Source organism: Sphingomonas sp. PP-CE-1G-424, from assembly GCF_004341085.1.
Classification (GTDB): Bacteria; Pseudomonadota; Alphaproteobacteria; order Sphingomonadales; family Sphingomonadaceae; genus Sphingomonas.
This window is the reverse complement of record NZ_SLXW01000002.1, coordinates 771,720-792,788: the sequence shown is the minus strand read 5'-3', so window position 1 is coordinate 792,788 and position 21,069 is coordinate 771,720. Positions and strand designations below refer to the sequence as shown.

Annotated in this window: 19 protein-coding genes; 17 read left to right on the top strand and 2 right to left on the bottom strand. The window is 67.4% G+C overall.

Going from position 1 to position 21,069, the window contains the following annotated elements:
- The first annotated feature begins 236 nt into the window (after nucleotides 1–236).
- The 16 genes from C8J43_RS08755 (at nucleotide 237) to C8J43_RS08685 (ending at nucleotide 16,227) form a co-directional block, all read left to right on the top strand.
- Nucleotides 237–1,211 (top strand): alpha/beta hydrolase, encoded by a 975-nt coding sequence (locus C8J43_RS08755; protein WP_133030534.1) that lies wholly within the window; start codon nucleotides 237–239, stop codon nucleotides 1,209–1,211.
- 94 nt (nucleotides 1,212–1,305) lie between these two features.
- On the top strand, nucleotides 1,306–3,813 hold the full coding sequence (locus C8J43_RS08750) for a glycoside hydrolase family 9 protein (protein WP_243645477.1): 2,508 nt from the start codon (nucleotides 1,306–1,308) through the stop codon (nucleotides 3,811–3,813).
- Nucleotides 3,813–4,700 carry an alpha/beta hydrolase gene (locus C8J43_RS08745; protein WP_133030533.1) on the top strand — a complete coding sequence of 296 codons (888 nt, stop codon included), beginning with the start codon at nucleotides 3,813–3,815 and terminating at the stop codon, nucleotides 4,698–4,700. Before C8J43_RS08750 ends, C8J43_RS08745 begins: the two co-directional genes overlap by 1 nt.
- An 85-nt stretch (nucleotides 4,701–4,785) precedes the next feature.
- Complete coding sequence (locus tag C8J43_RS08740; RefSeq protein ID WP_133030532.1) at nucleotides 4,786–5,664, top strand: type 1 glutamine amidotransferase; 879 nt, start codon at nucleotides 4,786–4,788, stop codon at nucleotides 5,662–5,664.
- A gap of 14 nt (nucleotides 5,665–5,678) precedes the next feature.
- Entirely contained in the window at nucleotides 5,679–5,987 is a 309-nt protein-coding gene (locus C8J43_RS08735) for a hypothetical protein (protein ID WP_121884573.1), read from the top strand.
- A 109-nt stretch (nucleotides 5,988–6,096) separates the two neighbouring features.
- Nucleotides 6,097–6,792 carry an endonuclease/exonuclease/phosphatase family protein gene (locus tag C8J43_RS08730; RefSeq protein WP_056050992.1) on the top strand — a complete coding sequence of 232 codons (696 nt, stop codon included), beginning with the start codon at nucleotides 6,097–6,099 and terminating at the stop codon, nucleotides 6,790–6,792.
- Nucleotides 6,793–6,828: 36 nt separating this feature from the next.
- Nucleotides 6,829–9,117: a patatin-like protein gene (locus C8J43_RS08725; RefSeq protein ID WP_133030531.1), complete on the top strand. Its 2,289-nt coding sequence runs from the start codon at nucleotides 6,829–6,831 to the stop codon at nucleotides 9,115–9,117.
- Nucleotides 9,118–9,221: 104 nt separating this feature from the next.
- On the top strand, nucleotides 9,222–9,584 hold the full coding sequence (locus C8J43_RS08720; protein WP_133030530.1) for a LapA family protein: 363 nt from the start codon (nucleotides 9,222–9,224) through the stop codon (nucleotides 9,582–9,584).
- Nucleotides 9,581–10,255, top strand: a complete 675-nt coding sequence (gene pyrF / locus C8J43_RS08715) for an orotidine-5'-phosphate decarboxylase (protein ID WP_133030529.1) — start codon at nucleotides 9,581–9,583, stop codon at nucleotides 10,253–10,255. The genes C8J43_RS08720 and pyrF overlap by 4 nt, the downstream gene beginning before the upstream one ends.
- 169 nt (nucleotides 10,256–10,424) lie before the next feature.
- Nucleotides 10,425–11,060: a phosphoribosylanthranilate isomerase gene (locus C8J43_RS08710; protein ID WP_133030528.1), complete on the top strand. Its 636-nt coding sequence runs from the start codon at nucleotides 10,425–10,427 to the stop codon at nucleotides 11,058–11,060.
- A gap of 162 nt (nucleotides 11,061–11,222) precedes the next feature.
- Nucleotides 11,223–12,461 carry a tryptophan synthase subunit beta gene (gene trpB / locus C8J43_RS08705; RefSeq protein ID WP_133030527.1) on the top strand — a complete coding sequence of 413 codons (1,239 nt, stop codon included), beginning with the start codon at nucleotides 11,223–11,225 and terminating at the stop codon, nucleotides 12,459–12,461.
- A complete protein-coding gene (locus C8J43_RS21875; protein WP_165899578.1) occupies nucleotides 12,458–12,628 on the top strand; it encodes a hypothetical protein in 171 nt (56 codons plus the stop codon). The genes trpB and C8J43_RS21875 overlap by 4 nt, the downstream gene beginning before the upstream one ends.
- Nucleotides 12,625–13,452, top strand: coding sequence for a tryptophan synthase subunit alpha (trpA, locus tag C8J43_RS08700; protein ID WP_133030526.1), 828 nt, complete (start codon nucleotides 12,625–12,627; stop codon nucleotides 13,450–13,452). The genes C8J43_RS21875 and trpA overlap by 4 nt, the downstream gene beginning before the upstream one ends.
- A complete protein-coding gene (gene accD / locus C8J43_RS08695; protein ID WP_133030525.1) occupies nucleotides 13,449–14,300 on the top strand; it encodes an acetyl-CoA carboxylase, carboxyltransferase subunit beta in 852 nt (283 codons plus the stop codon). Before trpA ends, accD begins: the two co-directional genes overlap by 4 nt.
- 116 nt (nucleotides 14,301–14,416) lie before the next feature.
- Entirely contained in the window at nucleotides 14,417–15,730 is a 1,314-nt protein-coding gene (locus C8J43_RS08690; protein WP_133030524.1) for a bifunctional folylpolyglutamate synthase/dihydrofolate synthase, read from the top strand.
- A gap of 68 nt (nucleotides 15,731–15,798) precedes the next feature.
- The gene (locus tag C8J43_RS08685; RefSeq protein ID WP_133030523.1) at nucleotides 15,799–16,227 is read left to right on the top strand and encodes a DUF6628 family protein; all 429 of its coding nucleotides are present in this window, start codon (nucleotides 15,799–15,801) and stop codon (nucleotides 16,225–16,227) included.
- A gap of 96 nt (nucleotides 16,228–16,323) precedes the next feature.
- On the opposite strand, the gene C8J43_RS08680 is transcribed toward C8J43_RS08685, so the two are convergent.
- Both C8J43_RS08680 and C8J43_RS08675 read right to left on the bottom strand, forming a co-directional pair.
- Entirely contained in the window at nucleotides 16,324–17,991 is a 1,668-nt protein-coding gene (locus C8J43_RS08680) for an inorganic phosphate transporter (RefSeq protein ID WP_133030522.1), read from the bottom strand.
- A 247-nt stretch (nucleotides 17,992–18,238) separates the two neighbouring features.
- Nucleotides 18,239–18,568: a UrcA family protein gene (locus C8J43_RS08675; protein ID WP_121904088.1), complete on the bottom strand. Its 330-nt coding sequence runs from the start codon at nucleotides 18,566–18,568 to the stop codon at nucleotides 18,239–18,241.
- A gap of 219 nt (nucleotides 18,569–18,787) precedes the next feature.
- On the opposite strand from C8J43_RS08675, the gene C8J43_RS08670 reads away from it, so the two are divergent.
- Nucleotides 18,788–21,067: a UvrD-helicase domain-containing protein gene (locus C8J43_RS08670; protein WP_133030818.1), complete on the top strand. Its 2,280-nt coding sequence runs from the start codon at nucleotides 18,788–18,790 to the stop codon at nucleotides 21,065–21,067.
- Nucleotides 21,068–21,069 lie beyond the last annotated feature (2 nt).

The following is a 21,069-nucleotide window of genomic DNA, read 5'->3' as shown; positions in this document are numbered from 1 at the left end:
TCCCGTCGATATTGGAATACGGCGCCACGCTACACCTACGAATAGGCCGTTCGACAGGGGCGGGAATGACCATGATGGCATTGAATACACGCAGGAGTCTTGGGCGGGCATCACCGGCGCTTCCCGATAACTCAATATGTTCGCTGGCAACGCGCGGGATCGAAAGTATAAATTGCGCAATGGTAGCGCTCTCTTTATCGTGGTGACCAATAACGATAAAACAGGGGAGAGCGATCATGGTACACGTGATGAGCAACAACGCGGCGGGTGGGGGCATGCGCCGCCGCCGTTCGGGATTCGGACTGGCACGACTCGGTTTCGCCGCAGCCATGATCCTCGCGACTCCCGTCCACGCGCAGTCCGACCAGATGACCCCGATCGCGATTCCCGCGCAGACCGATGCGATCGTCCTCGGCACCGGCAAGCTGCCTGGCGCAACCGCCCCCGAAGCCTGGCACAGCCAATATGGCAGCGTGTTCGCGCGCAACGTCACGATCGCCACGCTGACCCCGTTCCTGCCCGATCCGTCCAAGGCGACCGGCACCGCGGTGATCGTCGCGCCGGGCGGCGGCTTCAAGACGCTGTCGATGGAAAACGAAGGCTATGACGTCGCGCGCGCGCTGGCCGCCAAGGGCGTCGCCGCGTTCGTGCTCAAATATCGCCTCAACCCGACGCCGGAGGCGATGCCGGCGTTCGAAAAGTCGATGACCGCGATGTTCTCGTCGATCGCGCGGGCGCCGCGTCCGAAGCCCGATGCGATGATGGCGGGGCTCGCGCCGCAGATCGCGGACGCGCGCGCCGCCTTCGCACTTGTCCGCAAACGCTCAGCCGAATGGCATGTCGACCCGACTCGCATCGGCATGGTCGGGTTCTCCGCCGGCGCGATGCTGACGATGGCGACCACCGTCGCGGGCGGCGATGCGAAGCCCGCATTCATCGGCAACATCTATGGGCCGCTTGCGGCGATGACCGTTCCCGCCGGCGCCCCGCCGCTGTTCGTCGCGCTCGCCGCGGACGATCCGTTCTTCGGCAATAGCGGGTTCGGGCTGATCGAGAGCTGGCACGCGGCCAAGCGTCCGGTCGAGTTCCACCTGTTCGAACAAGGCGGCCACGGCTTCGGCATGTACCCCAAGACCACCACCAGCACCGGCTGGTTCGACGAGTTCACCCGCTGGATGGCGATGCACGACCTGCTCAAGCCCGCGAAGTAACCCCACCAAGACCTTGACTACCCAGCGGCCCCGCGAGCGCTCGATAGAAGCGCCGCCGCCGGACGAACTTGCAGACATCATCAGGGAGAGGCCTGTGCCAAGATCGGCGTTTATCGCTTTGCTCGCATCCGTCGGTGCGTGCGTCGTTCCAGCATTTTCCGGAGGCGCCGGAACGGCCTCCGCCCAATCGCTCACCGCGACGCCCGCCGGGACGCTGGAAACGCAGGGGCTGTCGGTGATCATCGACCAGAACCAGTTCAGCCCGATCTTCTTCGACGAGAAGAACGCGGGTATCCAGATCGTCCTGCACGGCAATCGCCTCGCGACCGACGGCGCCGTCCGGCTTGATCCCACCCCCGAACAATGGGCGCGCGTGCCCGCGTTCGTCAGCCGTACCAAGGGCAGCGAACCCAACCAGATCGTCGTCCGCTCGACCTACAAGGACATGAACCTCGCTTATGCAGTGAAGGTGACCGCGGAAGGCGACGGCTTCCGGATCGCGGTCGATCTCGATCAGCCGCTACCCGCCAGCCTCGCGGGCAAGGCGGGCTTCAACCTCGATTTCCTGCCGACCGCCTATTTCGGCAAGACCTACCTGATGGATGCCGCGCCGGGCCTGTTCCCGCGCCATCCGACCGGACCGATGGCGAAGGACGGCTCCGGCGATCCGCTGCCGATGGCGAGCGGTGGCAAGTCGGTCACGCTGTCGCCCGAGGATCCGCTGACCCGCGTGACGATCACCTCGGATCAGGGGCCGCTGTCGCTCTACGATGCGCGTAATCGTGCGCAGAACGGCTGGTTCGTCGTCCGCTCGATGATCGCTGCGGGTGCGAAGGAGAATGCGGTCGTCTGGCATGTCCGGCCCAATGTCGTGAAGAACTGGGTGCGCGAGCCGATCGTGTCGTTCAACCAAGCGGGCTATACGCCCAACCGGCCCAAGATCGCGCTGATCGAACTCGATCCCAAGTTCAAGGCGCCCACCGACGCCGCGCTCGTCAGGCTTACCGCCGATGGCGGCCAGCAGACCGTGCTGCGCGCCCGGACGCAATCGCGCGGCCGTTGGACGCGCTACGATTACGCGGCGTTCGATTTCTCGACGGTACGCGAACCCGGCATCTACGCGATCTCTTATGCGGGCAAGACGACCAACCCGTTCCGGATCGCCACCGACGCGTATGACCGGATCTGGCAGACCTCGCTCGACACCTTCATCGCCGAGCAGATGGATCATGTCGGGATCAGGGAGCAGTACCGCGTGTGGTCGGCGCCGTCGCATCTCGACGATGCGCGCCAGGCGCCGCCGAACATCACCCATTTCGACGGCTACAAAATGGGCGCGAACCTCGACTCGCCGTTCAAGGCGGGCGAGCACATCCCAGGCCTTGCGGTCGGCGGTTTCCAGGATGCCGGCGATTACGACATCCAGACTCCCGAGAACGCCGCGGTCGTGCGCGATCTCGTCTGGGCGCGCGAGTTGTTCGGGCTCGACTGGGACGAGACCAGCGTCGACGAGGCCGCGCGAGCGGTGGAAATCCGCAAGCCCGACGGCGTCGAGGATGCGGTCCAGCAGATCCGCCACGGTACGCTCCAGCTGCTCGCGCAGTACAAGGTGTTCGGGCACGCGATCGTCGGCATCGTCGACCCGGCGCTGCGCCAATACGCGCATCTCGGCGAAGCGGGATCGCAGACCGATAGCCTGCTATACGACGCCGCGCTGAAGCCGGCCGAGCGCAAGGGCGGCACGTCGGGCGCTCCCGACGATCGCTGGGCGTTCACCACCGACCTGCCCGCCAACAATTTGCTCGTCGCCGCCGCGCTCGCCGCCTCGTCGCGCGCACTGGCCACCAGCGATCCGGCGATGGCGAAGGACGCGCTGACCGCCGCGACGGCGATGTGGGGCAAACAGCAGCGCGGCATCGCCAAGTCGGGCGACGGTCGCGATGACTCGTCGTCGCCGCGCTCGGCCGAGGCGGCCAACGTCGCGGCGACGATCGAACTGCTGATCACCAGCAAGGGCGACAAGGTTTATGCCGATCGCCTCCGCCAGTTGCTGCCCGTGATCCACCAGAATTTCGGCTGGATCGGCGGCGTCGCGGTGCGGGCGATCCCGTTCATGGACGCCGACTATCGCGCGCAGCTCGCGCCGCTGGTCCAGCAGTTCAAGGCGAAGGCCGATGGCGACCGGGCACGCAATCCGTTCGGGGTGCCGATCAGCGACGGCTCCTGGGCCGGATCGAACCAGGTCGTGAGCTTCGGCACCTCGATGTACCTCATGCACAAGGCGTTCCCCGAGTTGATCGGCACGGGCTATACGCTCGACGCGCTCGACTATGTGCTCGGGCGCCACCCCGCCAACAACCTGTCGCTGGTGTCGACCGTCGGCACCGACTCGAAGCTGATCGGCTATGGTCACAACCGTGCCGACTACAGCTTCATCCCGGGCGGGATGGTGCCGGGCGTGCTGATCGTCAAACCCGACTTTCCCGAGTTGAAGACCGATTGGCCGTTCCTGTGGTTCGAGAACGAATACACCGTCAGCACGACCTCGGCCTATATCCTCGCCGCGCGCGCGGCGATGGCGGCCGCGGCGGAAGCCAAGTGATGCGCGCCCTCTGGGCGATCGCGGCGCTGGTCATGGCGGGGCCCGCGGCGGCACAGGACCCCGCGCCGGTGCCGGCCCCGACCTACACGTCGATCCCGCTCTGGCCGAACGGCGCGCCCGGTTCGACGGGACGCCGCAAGGAGGCGGAGGTCGGCCGCGACTATTGGGTCCGCAACATCCACGATCCGTCGCTGGTCGCCTTCCCTGCCGCGCCTGCGCACCGCAACGGCGCGGCGATGGTCGTCATACCCGGCGGCGGACACAAGCTACTCGTCTGGACCAACGAGGGGACGAAGGTCGCCACCGCGCTCAACCGCATGGGCGTCACCGCGTTCGTCCTGAAGTACCGGTTGGCGAACGAACCGGGTTCGCCCTATTCGGTCGAGGGCGACGCCGCCGACGATGCGCGGCGCGCCGTGCGCTGGGTCCGCGCCCACGCCGCCGACTACGGCGTCGATCCGCACCGCGTCGGCGCGATGGGCTTTTCCGCAGGCGGCGAACTCGTGTCGCTGATCGCCGACAATCCAGAGCCGCCCGCCCGGCCCGCGGTGGACGCGATCGACCGCCAGTCCGCGCGCCCCGATTTCCAGGTCCTGGTGTTCCCCGGACCGCGCGGCATACCGGCAAAGGCGATCGGCAGCGCGCCACCCGCCTTCCTAATCGCCGGCAGCCGCGACGCCTGCTGCGCCGCACCGCCGGTCGCGCTCTACGAACAATTGCGCAAGGCGGGCGTCTCGGCCGAGCTGCACATGTATGCGGACAGCGACCACGCGTTCAATCTCGACGAGTCCGACCGCATCTCGATTCTCCACTGGCCCGACCGGCTGAACGACTGGCTCGCCGACAGCGGCTGGCTGTCCGCCAAACCCGCGGCACCGCAGAAGTAACGCGATCCATATTTGTTCGCGGGCGCGCGGACCAAACGCCGGGCCATGCGTTGGGGGATGTCTGATACTGGACGAAGGACGCAGCGTGCCGCATTTTCTCGTCGCCGAGAGCGAAACCGCCGACGAGCGTGACGCGCGCCGCCAGCATACCGGCAAGAGTTCGGGCGAAAGCTACGCCGCCACGCTCGAACAGCTTCGTCCCGATGCCAGGATCACGATCGTCGCCCCGGCGGACGACGACGCGGAGGTCTACGACGCGACCGAAATCGCGGCGTTCGATGCGGTGTTCGTCACCGGCTCGCCGCTCCACGTCTACGACGACACCCCCGAAGTCCGCCGCCAACTGAGCTTCATGCGCAACGTCTTCGCATCGCGCACCCCGTCGTTCGGATCGTGCGCCGGCCTGCAACTCGCGGTGGCCGCAGCGGGCGGCTCGGTGCGGAAAATGCCCGGCAAGCTCGAGGCCGGGCTCGCGCGCCGGATCACGCCGACCGATGCGGGGCGCAGCCATCCGTTGCTCGCGGGCCGGGCACCCAGCTGGGACGCGCCCGCGATTCACGGCGACGAGGTCGAGCACCTCCCCGACGATGCCACCCTGCTCGCGAGCAACGCTGTCACGACCATCCAGGCGGCGGAAATTCGTCACGACGGCGGGATCTTCTGGGGCGTGCAATATCATCCCGAACTGGCGCCCGGCGAGATCGCGGTGGCGCTACGCCGACAGTCCGACGATCTGATCGAGGCGGGTCTTGCCGATACGCCCGAGGACGTCGAACGCCGCGCCGCGCAACTCGACGCGCTGCACGACGACCCCGGTCGCCGATCGATCCTCTGGGCGCTCGGCGTCGACAAGGAGTTCGCGCAGGAAGCAAGTCGGCGGATCGAGCTGACCAACTTCCTCGATCATTTCGTCGCCGCGACGAGCGCCGATCGTTCGGATCACCCCACCCCCCTTCCCGCCTAACCCAAGGAGTTCCCATGCCCACGACCCTCAAAGCCAAGTTCGACACCCGCCGCGAAGCCGAGATGACCGTCGAGCGCCTCGTCCAGGAGCAGCATATCGAGCGCACCGACATCTTCATCACCACCGACGGCCCCGCCAACAGTGCCGGCAGCGAGACGGCGGGCGCGGACACCGAAGGCCAGGACCCCTCGCCCGCATCGCGCGACGACGCGGCGCTCGAGGACAAGATCGTCGTGTCGGTCGACATCGCGGACGAGGCCAAGGCCGCCAAGGTCAAGGCCGCGTTCGCCGAGTTCGACGCGAGCGACGTCGCGCAAGGCTGAATGCGCATGCCGACGCGGGTCGATCCCGCGTCGGCGTTCCGATCGCTTTGTCGTTTCGCAGGCATGACGCCGCAACCCATTTCCCGGACGCCGCGTTAAGCCCTCACGCATGATCAAGGTTGCCAGCTACAATATCCACAAGGGCATCGGGCTCGACCGTCGGCGCAATCCCGAGCGCGTGGTCGAGGTGTTGCGCGAAATCGATGCCGACGTGATCGCGCTCCAGGAGGCGGATCGACGCTTCGGCGCCAAGGCCTGCGTCCTCCCGCACCACCTTCTCGACGAACATAGCGACTGGAAACCGGTCGATTTCGGCCTGCGCGCGCTCAGCATGGGCTGGCACGGCAACGTCATCCTCGTCCGCAAATCGGCGCGCATCGTGGCAAGCGAACCGCTGCATCTGCCCGCGCTCGAGCCTCGCGGCGCGGTGATGGCGGACATCGAACTCGCCGGCGCGACGCTACGCGTGCTCGGCATGCACCTCGACCTGTCGGGGCTCTGGCGCCGCAAGCAGGCTGCCGCGATCATGAACCACGTCGACGCCTGCGCGCACCGCCATCCGACCGTGATGATGGGCGATCTCAACGAATGGAGTGCAGGTGCGGGGTGCCTGCGCGATTTCGGGCGCGACTATGCGTTTGCCGAGACCGGCGCGAGTTTCCATTCCAGACGGGCGATCGCACGGCTCGACCGGATCATGGTCTCGCGCGACTTGCACGTCGCCGACTGCGGCGTGCATGCAAGCCCGGCAGCGCGGAAGGCATCGGATCATCTGCCGATCTGGGCTATTCTGCAGCCGACATAAGCGCGGTACGAACGACGATGCGGGACGGGATCTAGGATGCGCGAGAAGGAACTGCGGCTGGCGCTCGTCTGCTATGGCGGGATCAGCCTGGCGGTCTACATGCACGGCATCACCAAGGAGATCTGGCGCCTCGTCTGCGCCAGCCGCGCGTTCCACGACGGCGAAACCCCGGTCGGCGGCAGCCAGGGCATCTATCACGCGCTGCTCCAGGAAATCGAAGAGCATGCGTCGATCCGTGTCCGCGTGCTCGCCGACATCATCGCCGGCGCGAGTGCGGGCGGGATCAACGGCATCTTCCTCGCGCAGGCGATCGCCACCGGCCAGAGCCTCGATCCGCTGACCGACCTCTGGATGACGTCGGCCGATGTCGAGGCGCTGATCGATACCGAGGCGGCGCCGAAATCGCGGCTGTCGAAGGTCTGGGCGATGCCGCTCGCGTGGATGGCGGCGGGGCGCAGCACCGACAAGGTCGAGGAACTCGACGAACCGACGCGCGAAGAGGTGCGGACCAAGCTGTCGCACTTCATCCGCTCGCGCTGGTTCGAGCCGCCGTTCGGGGGGAAGACCTTCACCAACCTGCTGCTTGACGCGTTCGACGCGATGGCGGCAAGCACGCGCGGCCCCCGCCTGTTGCCGCCTGGGCAACCGCTCGACCTGTTCGTGACCGTCACCGATTTCTCGGGCCATCCCGAGCGGTTGCAGCTCAACTCGCCCGCCGAGGTGGTCGAGACCGAGCATCGGCTGGTGGTCGACTTCACCGACAATGGCGGCGCGACCGATACGCTCGCACCGCGTGCGGAACTCGCGTTCGCGGCCCGCGCGACATCGAGCTTCCCCGGCGCGTTCCCGCCGTTCACCGTCGCGGAACTCGATACCGTGCTCCAGACCCGCCAGATCGCATGGCCGGGGCGTGGCGCCTTCCTCAAGCGCGTCCTGCCACGCCATGCTGCGGCGAAGGCGGCGGAGACCGCGGTGCTGATCGATGGATCGGTGCTCGCCAACGCCCCGTTCCGACCCGCGCTCGATGCGCTCAAGGAACGGCCGGCACGGCGCCAGATCGACCGTCGCTTTATCTATATCGACCCCTCGCCGGGCATCAAGCTGCGGCTCAATCGTGGCGAAGGCACGCCTGGTTTCTTCCAGACGATCATCGCCGCGATCAGCGACATCCCGCGCCAGCAGCCGATCCGCGACAATCTGGAGGCGATCGCCGAACGCTCTGCGCGGATCGATCGGATGCGCGGGATCGTCACCGCGATCCGCCCCGATGTCGAGGCCGATGTCGAATCGCTGTTCGGCCACACGCTGTTTCTCGACCGCCCGACCGCCCCCCGGCTGATCGCTTGGCGACGGCGCGCGCAAAAGGCGGCCGCGTCGAAGGCAGGGTACGGCTTCGTCGCCTACGGACACGTCAAGCGCAGCGCGGTGATCGAGACGATGGCCAGCCTGCTGTTTCACGCGGGCCGTCATCATCGCCCACGCCGCCTCGCCCAGATCAGGTCGGCGATCGTGGCGAGCGTCGTCGCGACCAGCGCCGATCAGCTCGGCTCGAACTATCCCGGCGGCGCCAGCCCCGCGTCGATCGCGTTCCTGCGCACCTTCGACATCGGCTTTCGCATCCGCCGGTTGCGGTTGATGGCGCGCCGGTTGGCGGAGGTGGAGACGCAGGCCGACGAGCCCGAACTCGCGCCGATGCGCGACGCGATCTACGAATCGCTGTCGCCGTATCTCGATCGGATGCGCGGCGAGATGCATGCCGGACAGCATGACGCGGTCCGCGCGATGCGCGGCGATGCGACCGAGGTGCTGGCGACGCTCGGCCGGACGTTCGACCTCGGTCGGCTCGACGCGGAGACCGACCAGCGCCTCGCCGGGGCGTTCGCGCAACTCGCCAAGCCCGCACGGCGCACGATGTTGCTCGCCTATCTCGGCTTTCCGTATTTCGACACCGCCACGCTGCCGTTGTTGCAGGGCGAAGGACTCGACGAGTTCGATCCGATCAAGGTCGACCGCATCGCCCCCGACGATGCCACCGCGATCCGTTCGGGCGGGGCCGACGCGACGTTGAAGGGGATCCAGTTCGGCACGTTCGGCGCATTCTTCAGCCGCGCCTACCGCGAGAATGACTATCTCTGGGGCCGCCTGCACGGCGCCGAGCGGATGATCGACATCACCGTCTCGACGCTGCCGAAGACGGTGCGGATGAAGCCCGGTCGGGTCGCCGCGATCAAGCGCGCCGCGTTCGTCGCGATCCTCGACGAGGAGGAACCCCGGCTCACCGCGATCCTGCCGCTGATCGCGCAGATCAGGACCGAAATCGGCTGAAACCCGGCTTGTTCGGCACAAGACTGGCCAAACCGGCCGCTTGGCGGTAGCTCTGGCACACCCATCGGCGCTTCGGCGCGGAGGGACGCGATAGAGGTGGCCGCATGCAGTTCCTGAAAATCCTGTTCTGGTGTCTGTTGGCGTTCATCGCCGCAGTCTTCACGATCTCGAACTGGAACGCCGTCCAGATCCAGCTTTGGGGTGGGCTGATCGCCGACGTGAACCTGCCGCTGCTGCTGTTCGTCACGTTCCTGATCGGGTTCGTACCGACGATGCTGTACAATCACGCGATCCGGTGGCGGCTGCGCCAGCGGCTTGCGACGTGCGAACGCGAGTTGGTCGAACTGCGGACGCCGCGGCCCGAACCGGTGGCCTTCGCGCACGCCGAGACACCGGTTGCGCCGATCACCCCCGTTGGCCCAGCCACGGACATGTCGACCGCCACCCCGCCGGGCTCGCTGCTGTGAGCAACCGCATCTACGTCGCGCTCGACACGCCCGATCTCGCCAAGGCCAAGGCGATCGCATCGCGCGTCCGCCATCACGTCGGCGGCATCAAGCTGGGACTCGAATTCTTCTCCGCACACGGTCAGGCCGGCGTCCATGCGATGGCGGAACTCGGGCTGCCGATCTTCCTCGACCTGAAGCTTCATGACATTCCCAACACCGTCGCCAAGGCGGTGCAGGCGCTCGGCGCGCTCGAACCCGCGATCCTTACCGTCCACGCAAGCGGCGGCCGGGCGATGCTCGAGGATGCCAAGGCAGCCGCGCCGATCGGCACCAAGGTGATCGCGGTGACGATGCTCACCAGCCTCGACGCGTCCGATCTTGCCGCAACGGGCGTCGTCGGCAGCGCGCACGACCAGGTATCGCGGCTGACCGAACTGGCGTGCCAGGCGGGGGTCGACGGCATCGTCTGCTCGGGGGCCGAGGTCGCGGCGGCGAAGAAGATCTGGCCGAAGGGGTTCTTCGTCGTGCCGGGCGTACGCCTGCCGGATGGCCATATCGGCGACCAGAAGCGAGTCGTCACGCCGCGCCAGGCGATGGACGCCGGCGCGTCGATCCTGGTCGTAGGCCGCCCGATCACGCAGGCCGAGGACCCCGACACCGCCGCCCGCGCGATCGGCGCGACGCTCTAAACTCACGTCGTCATCCTGACGAAAGTCAGGATCCAGTGCCAAGATCGACAGCGTTCGTTACTCTGGATCCTGACTTTCGTCAGGATGACGGGCGCTAGAGCGCTACGTATTAATCGATCGCTGCTCCGTCCCGGACATCCGCTACCGTTGCAAAGGCCGAGAGAAGACCATGACCACCGCCAAGATCTGCGGCCTCTCCACCCCCGCGACACTCGACTCCGCGATCCGCCACGGCGCGAGTCATGTCGGGTTCGTGTTCTTCCCCGCCTCGCCGCGCCACGTGACGTTCGCCAAGGCCGCCGAACTCGCCGCGCGCGTGCCGGGCCATGTTGCCAAAGTAGGCGTGTTCGTCGATCCCGAGGACGAGATGCTCGAACAGGCGGTCGGATCTGCCACCCTTGATGTGCTCCAACTCCACAAGGCGACCCCGCCCCGCGTCGCCGCGATCCGCGCGAAGTTCGGGATCGAGACCTGGGTCGCGGTCGCGGTTCGCACGCGCGGCGATCTCGACGCGGCGCACGGCTTTGTCGGAGTCGCCGACCGCATTCTCTACGACGCGAAGACGCCGGACTCGGCAGCGCTGCCCGGCGGGATGGGCTTGCGGTTCGACTGGGACCTGCTCGACGGCTTCCGGCATCCGCTGCCCTGGGCGCTGTCGGGCGGGCTCGATCCGACGAACGTGGCGGAGGCGATCCGCCGCACCGGCGCGGAACTGGTCGATGTCTCATCAGGCGTCGAAAGCGAACCCGGTACCAAGGACGAAACCAAGATCGCGGCGTTTCTGAGGGCGGTCGCCACGCGCTAGCACCACCCCGGCGAAGGCCGGGGCCCAATTGGAAAGGTCGAGGTAACGGAGCATCCGACCCGCCAAAAAGCCTTTCCCAATTGGGCCCCGGCCTCCGCCGGGGTGGTCTTTAGCGGAAACGGAAGGGGTGACAGCGATTTACGAAGTGCTAAACGCCCCTGCATGAACGCTCCCCTCGCCCCCAACTCCTACCGCGCACAGCCAGACGAGCGCGGCCATTTCGGCGACTTCGGCGGCCGCTATGTCGCCGAGACGCTGATGCCGCTCGTCCTCGAACTCGACGAAGCGTACCGCGCGGCCAAGGCCGACCCCGCTTTCAAGGCGCAGTTCGACGACCTGCTCGAACATTATGTCGGCCGCCCGAGCCCGCTCTACTACGCCGAACGCCTCACCGAGGCACTCCGCGAGTCCGCCCCCGAGGGCATGGGTGCGCAGGTCTGGTTCAAGCGCGACGAGCTGAACCACACCGGTGCGCACAAGATCAACAACTGCATCGGCCAGATCCTGCTCGCGATGCGGATGGGCAAGACGCGGATCATCGCTGAGACCGGCGCGGGCCAGCACGGCGTTGCGACCGCCACGGTCTGCGCGCGCTTTGGCCTGCCGTGCGTGATCTACATGGGTGCCAAGGACGTCGAGCGTCAGGCACCCAACGTGTTCCGCATGAAGCTGCTCGGCGCCGAAGTCCGCCCCGTGACCAGCGGCGCGCACACGCTGAAGGACGCGATGAACGAGGGGATGCGCGACTGGGTCGCCAACGTCCACGACACCTTCTACATCATCGGCACCGCCGCCGGCCCGCACCCGTATCCCGAGATGGTCCGCGATTTCCAGAGCGTGATCGGCACCGAGGCACGCGCACAGATGCTCGAGCGCGTCGGTCGCCTGCCCGACATGCTGGTCGCGGCGATCGGTGGCGGCTCGAACGCCATCGGACTGTTCCATCCGTTCCTCGACGATGCCGACGTGCAGATGCTCGGCGTCGAGGCGGCGGGGCATGGTCTCGACAAGGAACATGCCGCCAGCCTCGCGGGCGGCTTCCCCGGCGTGCTCCACGGCAACAAGACCTATCTGTTGCAGGACGAGGACGGCCAGATCACCGAGGCGCACTCGATCTCGGCCGGGCTCGACTATCCCGGCATCGGCCCCGAGCATGCCTGGCTGCGCGACATCGGCCGCGTCCAGTATGACAGCGCGACCGACACCGAAGCGCTCGACGCCTTCCAGCTGCTGTGCCGCACCGAAGGCATCATCCCCGCGCTGGAACCAAGCCACGCGATCGCCACGGTGACGAAGAAGGCGCGCGAGATGCGGCAGGACCAGATCATCCTGGCCAACCTCTGCGGCCGCGGCGACAAGGACATCTTCACCGTCGCCGAAGCACTAGGGGTGGCGATATGAAACTGGACTGGCGCCAGGGAATGACGAGCGTCGTGGTTGGCGGATGTACCGCGGGCGTGGTGAGTTGGCTTGCCAGCCGCGTGGTCGACAACGGTCACTCCGTGTCTGTGCTCGCGATCGGTTTGGGCATCGGCGCGTCGCGCCTCGTCGTGAGTGACAAGCAATGAGCCGCCTCGCCGCCACCTTCGCGCGCACCGCCGCTGCCGGGCGCGCCGCGCTCGTCGCGTTCGTCACCGCGGGCGATCCCACCACCGAGGCTACCGGCCCGATCCTCGACGCGCTCGTCGCGGGCGGCGCGGACGCGATCGAACTCGGCATGCCGTTCACCGATCCGATGGCCGACGGCCCCGCGATCCAGGCAGCGAACATCCGCAGCCTCGCGCAAGGGACCCGCACTGCGGACATCCTCGCCACCGCCACCGCGTTCCGCGCGCGGCATCCGGACGTGCCGCTGGTGCTGATGGGCTATGGCAACCCGATGCTCCGGCGCGGCGCTGACTGGTTCGCGCAGGCCGCGGCCAATGCCGGTGTGGACGGCGTGATCTGCGTCGACGTGCCGCCCGAGGAAGACGATGCGCTCGGCCCTCAGTTGCGCGCCGCCGGAATCGACCTCATCCGCCTCGCTACCCCCACGACCGACGCCGCCCGCCTGCCGACCGTACTCGATGGCGCCAGCGGGTTCCTGTATTACGTCTCGGTCGCGGGGATCACCGGGCTCCAGCAGGCGCAGCAGTCCTCGATCGAGGACGCCGTCGGCCGCCTGAAGGCACAGACCGACATCCCGATCGCGGTCGGCTTCGGCATCCGCACCCCCGAGCAGGCCGCCAACGTCGCGCGCGTCGCGGACGGCGTCGTCGTCGGCTCGGCGATCGTCGAACTGGTCGCGCAGCATGGTACCGCTGCGGCCGAACCGGTCCGCGCCTATATCAAGTCTCTCGCCGACGCCGTCGCGTCCGCACGGAAGGTCGCCCCTATGGAGATTGGCGCATGAGCTGGCTCAACAGCGTCCGCAACGTCCTGCCCTTCGTCGCGAAGCGCGAGACGCCCGAGAATCTCTGGCACAAGTGCAAGGGCTGCGGGCAGATGATCTTCACCAAGGAGCTCGAGGACAATCTCTACGTCTGTCCGAAATGCGATCACCACGACCGCATCGGGCCGAAGATCCGTTTTGCGCAACTGTTCGACGAGGGCAGCTGCAGCGAACTCCCCGCACCCAAAGTGCCCGAGGATCCGCTCAAGTTCCGCGATCAGAAGCGCTACACCGATCGCCTGAAAGCGGCACGCACCGACAGCAGCGAACAGGACGCGCTGATCAACGCACGCGGCGCGATCAACGGCCACCGCGTCGTCGTGGGCGTGCAGGATTTCGGCTTCATGGGCGGGTCGATGGGCCTGGCCGTCGGCGAGGCGTTCGTGCGCGGCGTCGAGGCAGCGATCGAGGACCGCGTGCCCTACGTGATCTTCACCGCGAGCGGCGGCGCGCGCATGCAGGAAGGTATCCTCAGCCTCATGCAGATGCCGCGCAGCACGGTCGCGATCCAGATGCTGCACGACGCCGGCCTGCCGTACATCGTCGTGCTGACCGATCCGACGTCGGGCGGTGTGATGGCGGCGTATGCGATGCTCGGCGACGTCCAGATCGCCGAACCCAAGGCGACGCTGGCGTTCACCGGCCGGCGCGTGATCGAGAGCACGATCCGCGAGAAGCTGCCCGAGGATTTCCAGACGTCGGAATATTATCTCGAACACGGGATGATCGACATGGTCGTCCACCGGAAGGACCTGCGCGAGCAGCTCGGCACGGTGATCGGGTATCTCAGCGCGCGCGAGGCCGCGTAACGCACTCCCTCTCCCCTCCGGGGAGAGGGTCGGGGTGAGGGGCAGCCACAGACGCGGCGCTCGGAACTGCCCCTCACCCCAGCCCTCTCCCCGGAGGGGAGAGGGAGCCTAGAAGAATGCCCGACCACGCGACGTCTTCCTCGCCCGCAGTTCAGGCCCAACTCGACCGCCTCACCGCGCTGTCGCCCGGCGCCGACATCCTCGGCCTTGAGCGCATCAGCGCGCTCCTAAGCCGCCTCGGCGACCCCCACCTCAACCTCCCGCCGCTGTTCCACGTCGCTGGCACCAACGGCAAGGGCTCGACCTGCGCGTTCCTCCGCGCCGCGATCGAGGCTGCCGGGCACAGCGTCCACGTCTATTCTTCCCCCCACCTCGTCCGCTTCAACGAACGCATCCGCCTCGCGGGATCTCTGATCGAAGACGACCTGCTCGCCGCCCTGCTGGCGGAAGTGCTCGACCACGCTGCCGACCTCCAGGCGAGCTTCTTCGAAGTCACCACCGCCGCCGCCTTCCTCGCCTTCGCCCGCACGCCAGCGGCAGCGACGATCGTCGAAGTCGGCCTCGGCGGTCGGCTCGACGCGACCAACGTCATCCCCAACCCGGTCGTCACTGGCATCGCCGCGCTCGGTATCGACCACCAGTCATTCCTCGGCGACACGCTGCTGGAGATCGCCGCCGAGAAAGCGGGCATCGCCAAGCCCGGTGTTCCCCTCGTCACGATGGACTATCCCAAGGCCCTCCGCGCGAAGATCGCAGCCATCGCCGCAGCGGCCGGCGCACCCGTCGTCGCCCGCGGCACTGCCTGGACCAGCGAGACCGCGCGCGCGACCGTCCGCTACGAGGACGAAGGCTTTTCGGTCGTCACCAATCGCCCCCGCCTCGTCGGCGCGCACCAGTCGCGCAACCTCGCGCTGGCGATCGCCATGCTGCGGCACCAAGGCGCATTGCATATCCCCGAAGCCGCGATGCGCGCCGCCGCCGACTGGGCGCAATGGCCGGCGCGCATGCAGCGGCTCTCGGACGGCCCGCTCCTAGCGCACCTCCCCGCCGGCAGCGAACTATGGCTCGATGGCGCACACAACCCCAACGCCGCCAAGCCGGTCGAAAGGACATTGCGCCGGATCGCGCAAGGTCGCCCCGTCACGCTCGTCATGGGGATGCTGGCGAACAAGGATGCCGACGCCGTCCTCCGCATCCTGTCGCCGTCGCTGGCCCGGATCATCGCCATCCCTGTCGAAGGGCACGCGCACCACGCCCCCCAGGCACTGGTCGAGATCGCAGCCCTGTACGGCGTCCAGGGCGACGTCGCTCCGGGCATTGCGGACGCGCTCGATCGCCTGTCCACGCAGGGTCCATCAGTCGTGCTGATCGCAGGATCGCTGTACATTGCAGGCGAAGCGCTCGTCGGAAACGACCAGCCGCCGGACTGATCTCTTATTGCTATTGACTATCAATAACCAACAGGCGAGTTTGGCGCGACCACCACGGAGTCGCGTGAATGACCGATGTTCGAACCGCCACTGCCCTGCTTCCGCACGCGTTGCCCGAATGTGAAAACGCGCGGATCGCGCTGTTCGCGATGCGGCGGATGGGCGCGAACGGCCTTGCCGACGCACGCGCCGCGCACACCCTGTTCACCGCGTTCGGCCAGAGCTTCCGCCGGCCGCTCGTCCTGCTGCGCGCGTTGATGGCGGATCTTGCGGGCACGTCCGCGGGAACGATCGCGATCGCGCCGTGCTGCTGCGCGCGGATGACGCCGGCCGAGGCAGCGATGCTGTCGATCCTCGCGCGTATCGAGACCGCGCCCGAGACCGCCCGCCTGCTGATGGCCGATCTGCTCGGCGTGCGTCGCGTCGATGGGGTCCTCGCGAGCGCCGCCGCCGTCGCCGCAGCCTTTGCCGACGAAGGGCGCCCCGTCACCGCCTAGCGCGGGTCGGTCTGCGGCGATCGGTCTGCTGATGCCGGACGGGTGCCGGCATGGCGGTGCGCTACAGTCGAACGATCGTGGTTTTGCCGTCCTCGATCAATATCCCAGCGCGTGCGCCAGCGTCAGCAGCAGCCAGTACAGCCCCCCCGACAGCAGCATCGCCACCGGCAGCGTCATCACCCAGGCCAGCGCCATGTTCATCACCGTACGCCGCTGCAACCCGGCGCCGTTGGCGACGCTGGCCCCCGCAACGCCCGACGACAGGATGTGCGTCGTCGACACCGGCAAGCCGTAGCGGACCGCCAGCAGGATCGTCGCCGCCGCGACCAGCTCGGCCGATGCGCCCATCCCGTAGGTCAGATGCGACTTGCCGATCTTCTCGCCGACCGTGACGACGATCCGCTTCCATCCGACCATCGTCCCGAGCCCAAGCGCCAGCGCGACCGAGATCTTGACCCAGGTCGGGATGTAGCGCGTCCCCTGCTCGAGCTGCCCGCTATAGCTTTTGAGCGTCGTGACCTCCTGCGCGGTGAAGCGGCTTTGCGCGGCCGTATCGGCGGTGATCAGCTTGGTCGTATCGAGCAGCAGATACATGTCGTTGCGCAGGTTCGGCGTCGCCGCGGCGGGCACCTTGCCGAGCGAGCCATAGCCCGCGATCCGCGTCGACACGTCATCCGACAGCGTCGCCAACGCGCCATAAACGACCGGATCGGCGACCTGCTTCGTCTTCAGCGCGCGCGTCACGTCGATCCGCGCGGCGGCGACGTCTCCGGGCGCGCCATTCGCATGCGCCACGAACGCGGTCGACGCGTCGTGCGCGGCCCGCACGAACGCCGGCGTCGCGCTCTCGGGCATCGTCCGGTTGAGCGCATAGGCGGTCGGCGCGCAGCCGATCAGGATGAGCATGATCAGCCCCATCCCCTTCTGCCCGTCGTTGCTGCCGTGCGCGAAGCTGACCGCGGTGCACGTCCCGATCAACAGCGCCCGGATGCCGCGCGGCGGCGGCGTATCGCTCTTGGGTGCCTCGTACAGCGCGCGATCGCGCAGGAACCGCTTCATCACCAGCAGCATCAGCAGCGCGCCGACGAAGCCGACGACCGGGCTGAACGCGAGTGCGGACAACACTTTCCACACCTGCGCCATGTCGACGCCCGACGTGCCGTCCGCGCCGCCCTTGATCATCTGGTTGGCCAGGCCGACGCCGAGGATCGAGCCGATCAGCGCATGGCTCGACGAATTGGGCAGTCCAGCCGCCCAGGTCGCGAGGTTCCAGACGATCGCGGCGAGCAGCAGTGCGAAGATCATCGCGAACCCGCCGACGCTGCCGACGTTGAGGATCAGGTCGACGGGCAACAAGGTGATCACCGCATAGGCGACCGCCCCCGACGACAGCATCACGCCGAGGAAGTTGAAGAACCCCGACCACACCACCGCGAGCGGCGCGGGCATCGAATGCGTGTAGATGACGGTGGCGACCGCGTTGGCGGTATCGTGAAACCCGTTCACGAACTCGAACCCCAGTGCGATCAGCAACGCGAGCGCGAGGAACGCGAACGCGCCGCCCGCCAGCGATTCGCCGACTTGCGCGGTATCGATCGCGATGCTGAACCCGGCATAGGCGAGCCCGCCGATCAGGACTGCGAGGAAAATCCAGCGGCCAGACGGATGAATCGCATGATCGAGTTTGGGACCGGTGCGCGGGGCCGACGCCGCAGCGCTCGAATCAGCCGTCATCGCATCGGGTGCAAATGTGGAGGTTGCCATGAGGATGTGCAGTCGGCCCTAACGATGACAATCTTATGACAGATGTAAATCAAGCGACGATCCGCCCTGATTTGGGACGAGGCCGTCACCGATCCTCCCCCGCCAGGGGGGTGGAGCCAAAGGCGACGGAGGGGGAAGACATGCAACAGATGTGTCGCCTTACCTCCCCCTTCGTCTGGCAAGCGCTAGCCACTTCCCCTCGTGGGGGAGGACGTTCGGCGCCGACCTTCTCACCGAGCGCTACAGCTCACCGCCCCGCGCCGATGCTGGCGAGCTGCGTCCCGTTGCGGCCGAGGATCGCGGCGAACTTGACGCGCGCATCGTCGGTCATCTCCTGACGGCACTGGCGCGCGTCGGCGAGCGCATCGAGACCGTTGGTACGCGGCTGGCAGGCGCTGGCGATCGCCGAGCGCAGGCGGCGCTGGAACGCGGTGCGCCCGGCGTCGCTGGTCAGGTCGAGTCCGCGATGCGACACGCGCACCGACACTGGCTCGCGCACCGCGCTGGCCGATGCCCCCGCCGAGAACAGGCACGCGCCAAGGATCGCCGCCGAAACGACGCTGTTGAAAAGCTTCATGATGATGGTCCTCAAATGGTCCTGCGGTCCGCAGGGCGCTGCCTGCGGGACGACGGCGCCAGTGCGTCGGGCAGCCTTTCTGCATGGGGCTACTCCGACCACGAACCACGTCGCTGCGCCGTCTCTAGGCGCGCTTCATGACGCCCGCGCGACGATTCGGCGACGTTTCAAAGGTTGCCCGATCGCGCCGCGTTCCCTACCTGTTCACCGGTGAACCAGATCGCCCAAACGTCCGCGCCGCAAGCAGAGCCTCCCTATCTGCGCGGCCTCAATCCGCCGCAGCGCGAGGCGGTGCTGACCACCGACGGCCCGGTGCTGATCATCGCCGGCGCCGGCACCGGCAAGACCGCGGCGCTCACCGCCCGGCTCGCGCACCTGATCTTCACGAAGAAGGCGTGGCCGTCCGAAATCCTCAGCGTCACCTTCACTAACAAGGCCGCGCGCGAGATGCGCGAGCGCGTCGGTCGTCTGGTCGGCGATGCGGTCGAGGGGATGCCGTGGCTCGGCACGTTCCACGCGATCGCTGCGAAGATGCTGCGACGTCACGCCGAACTGGTCGGCCTGCAATCGAACTTCACGATCCTCGATACCGACGACCAGTTGCGGTTGCTGAAGCAGCTCATTCTCGCCGCCGACATCGACGAGAAGCGCTTTCCGACGCGGAGCCTCGCCGGGCTGATCGACCAGTGGAAGAACAAGGGCCTCGTCCCTGCCGACATCGATGCGGGCGAAAGCGAGCGCTATGCCAACGGCCGCGGCGGCGAGCTGTACCAACAATACCAGGCGCGGCTGATTGCGCTCAACGCCTGCGATTTCGGCGACCTGCTGCTGCACATGCTGGTCATCCTGAAGACGCACCGCGACGTGCTCGCGCAGTATCAGCAACGCTTCAAATACATCATGGTCGACGAGTATCAGGACACCAATTCGTCGCAATATCTCTGGCTGCGGCTGCTCGCGCAGGAGCGCAAGAACATCGCCTGCGTCGGCGACGACGACCAGTCGATCTATTCGTGGCGCGGCGCACAGGTCGAGAACATCCTGAAGTTCGAGCGCGACTTCCCCGGCGCGAAGGTCATCCGGCTGGAGCAGAACTACCGCAGCACGCCGCACATCCTCGGTGCCGCGTCGGGCGTGATCGCCAACAATGGTGGACGCCTCGGCAAGCAGCTGTGGACCGAACGCGACGTCGGCGAGAAGGTCAAGGTCATCGGCGTCTGGGACGGCCCCGAGGAAGCGCGCCGCGTCGGCGAGGAGATCGACATCGTCAGGCGCTCCGGCAAGAGCCTCGACGAAGTGGCGATCCTGGTCCGCGCGCAGCACCAGACGCGCGAGTTCGAGGACCGCTTCATCGCGATCGGCATGCCGTACAAGATCGTCGGCGGCTTCCGCTTCTACGAACGCGCCGAAATTCGCGACGCGCTCGCCTATCTCCGCGTGGTCAACCAGCCGGCGGACGACCTCGCCTTCGAACGCATCGTCAACGTCCCCAAGCGCGGCCTCGGCGACAAGGCTGTCGCGCGCATCCACCAGCTCGCGCGCGCCACCGGCACGCCGCTGACCACCGCCGCCGCGCGCATTCTCGACACCGACGAACTGACCGGCGCCGCGAAGAAGTCACTCGGACGCCTGGTCGGCGACATCGCCCGCTGGCGCGACATGGCGACCAGCCTGCCGCACGCCGAACTGGCCCGCCAGTTGCTCGACGAAAGCGGCTACACCGCGATGTACCAGGCCGAGAAATCGGTCGAGGCGACCGGCCGCCTGGAGAACCTCAGCGAACTCGTCCGCGCGATGGAGGAATACGACTCGCTCGGCGCATTCCTCGAACACGTGTCGCTGGTGATGGACAACGAGGGCGGCGCGCAGGATCCGCAGGTCACGATCATGACCATCCACGCCGCCAAGGGCCTCGAATACGATACGGTGTTCCTGGTCGGCTGGGAGGAAGGCCTGTTCCCGTCGCAGCGCTCGCTCGACGAAGGCGGCGTGAAGAGCCTCGAGGAGGAACGTCGCCTCGCCTATGTCGCGATCACCCGCGCTCGGCGACTTGCAGTGATCATCCACGCCGCCAACCGCCGCATCTACGGTCAGTGGAACTCGTCGATCCCGTCGCGCTTCGTCGCCGAACTCCCCGCCGAACATATCGACACCGAAACCACGATGTCCGGCGGCGCGAGCCTCTGGCAGGCCAACTGGTCCGACCGCGCCGATCCGTTTGCGGACGTCGCGAGAGGCACGGGTCGCGGTCCCGGCTGGCAGCGTGCGTCGGGCACCGGCAGCACCTTCTCCACCAAACCCGCCCGCGTCGTCGAAAGCCGGTCCAGCGCGATCAGCCTCGGCAACAAGGGCCGCGACGACCTCTCGCTCGGCATGCGCGTCTTTCACCAGAAATTCGGCTACGGCACGATCGCGGAGATCGAAGGCAACAAGCTGGAGATCGACTTCGAGCAGTCCGGGCGCAAGCGGGTGATGGACAGCTTCGTTACACTGGGATGAGG